This window comes from Burkholderia sp. Ac-20392, assembly GCF_017104585.1.
GTDB classification, from domain to species: Bacteria; Pseudomonadota; Gammaproteobacteria; order Burkholderiales; family Burkholderiaceae; genus Burkholderia; species Burkholderia lata.
Map to the genome: position 1 here is coordinate 1 of NZ_JAAGPB010000853.1, position 2,127 is coordinate 2,127.

At 69.5% G+C, this 2,127-nt stretch carries 2 protein-coding genes; both read left to right on the forward strand.

Features of this window, described 5'->3' with window-relative positions:
* Nucleotides 1-835 (forward strand): helix-turn-helix transcriptional regulator (locus G3N99_RS38960; RefSeq protein ID WP_241012074.1); only part of this gene is annotated, 835 nt, incomplete at its 5' end.
* A 119-nt stretch (nt 836-954) separates the two neighbouring features.
* Nucleotides 955-2,127: glutamate-cysteine ligase family protein (locus G3N99_RS38965; protein ID WP_206125057.1), on the forward strand; the 1,173-nt coding region annotated here is incomplete at its 3' end.

The following is a 2,127-nucleotide window of genomic DNA, read 5'->3' on the forward strand; positions in this document are numbered from 1 at the left end:
TCCCATCCGAGACGTTTCTCCACCGCGCACCGCGAAGCGCGCCGACTCCGATCCGAGCGAGCGTGAGGACGGCCCGTCGCTGATCGCCGTCTGGGGCGAGGACGACGGCAGCAACACCTACCGGCTCGGCACCCGCGAGGTCGACTGGCACAGCCATCTGCGCGGCCAGGTGTTCTGCGTGGAAAGCGGGTTCGCGCACGTGCGCACTCCGCATGGTTCGTGGCTGCTGCCGCCGCATCGCGCGGGCTGGATTCCACCGGGTGAGCAGCACAAGGTCAGCATCAGCGGTGCGTTGAGCGGCTGGAGCGTCGTGATTGCACCGGCCGCGAGCCGGCGGATGCCGGATCAGCCGTGCGTGATCGCGATCACCGAGCTGATGCGCGCGCTCGTGCGGCGCGCGGTGTCGTGGGCTGATCAGGACCGGCTCGACATCGAGCAGGCGCGCATCAGCGTCGTGCTGCTCGATGAGATGCGCCGCGCGCCGCACGAGCCGCTGCACCTGCCGATGCCGCGCGACCGGCGCCTGCTGCGCATCGCCAACGCGATCCTCGGGCAGCCGCACGACAGCCGCACGCTCGAAGCGTGGGCCGAATGGGCCGGGTTGTCCGCGCGCACGCTGAGCCGGCTGTTCGTCGCGGAAACCGGCACGAGCTTTGCACAGTGGCGCCAGCAGGCACGCCTGACACATGCGCTCGAACGGCTCGCGGGCGGCGACAGCGTCGCCAACATCGCGGACGCGCTGGGCTATGCGACGCCGAGCAACTTCATCGCGATGTTCCGCCGCGCATTCGGCGATTCGCCCGCGCATTACTTCGCGAAGCGCAGGCAGCCGTAGCGCAGTGCGGCTTGGCCCGCCCCCTATCACCCCTGCCAGTACAGCACCGGCATCGACGTCGCTATAGTCGCCGTGCGACCGGCCGGTCGGTCGCTCAATGTGACTTGTGGAGGGTGTCGATGTCGAATGCCGTTGGATCGGACCACACGCCGATCGTCTCCGAGCAGCAGCTCGCCGATCATCTGGCCGCCGGCTGCAAGCCGGCCGCGCAATTCCGGATCGGGACCGAGCACGAGAAGTTCGTCGTCGCGCGTGCGACGCACGCAGCCGCGCCTTACGACGGGCCATCGGGGATCGCCGCGGTGCTCGCGCGGCTGCAAGGCGACGGGACGCCGATCGTCGATGCCGGACGGATCGTCGGCGTGATCCAGCGCGACGGCGCGGCGATCTCGCTCGAGCCGGCCGGCCAGCTCGAACTGTCGGGCGCGCTGCTCGAAACGCTGCACGACACGCATGCCGAGTTGCATGCGCACCTTGCCGCGACCCGCGACGCGTGCGAGCCGCTCGGCCTGCGCTGCGCACCGCTGGGTTTTCACCCTCACCTCGCGCGCGCGGCGCTGCCGTGGATGCCGAAGCAGCGTTACGGGATCATGCAGCGCTATATGCCGCGCGTCGGCACGCGCGGGCTCGACATGATGCAGCGCACCTGCACAGTGCAGGTCAACCTCGATTTCGCGTCGGAAAGCGACATGGCGCGCAAGATGCGCGTGTCGCTCGCGCTGCAGCCCGTTGCAACTGCGCTGTTCGCGAATTCGCCGTTCTCCGACGGCCGGCCGACCGGCTTGTTGTCGACGCGCGCACACACATGGCTCGACACCGACGAGGATCGCTGCGGGGCGCCTGCGCTGTTCCTGTCGCGCAGCTTCGGTTTCGAGCGCTACGTGAGCTGGCTGCTCGACAACGTGCCGATGTACTTCGTGCGGCGCGGCGACCGCTACACGGATGCGACCGGATGGACGTTCCGCGATTTCATGCGGCGGCGCATTTCGCACCTCGAGGGCGAGACGCCGACGCTCGGCGATTTCGCGGACCATCTGACGACGGTCTTCACCGAAGTGCGGCTGAAGCGCTATCTCGAGATGCGCGGCGCCGATGCGGGCTCGCCGGCGATGATGGTCGCGCTGTCCGCGTTCTGGACCGGCCTGCTGTACGATCCGGCCGCGCTGTCGGAGGCCGAGACGCTGGCCGCCGGGATCGACCGCGGCGCACTGCTGACCTTGCGTCGCGACGTGCCGCGTTTCGGGCTCGGCGCATCGGTCGACGGCCGCCCGTTGCGCGCGTTCGCAGCCGAT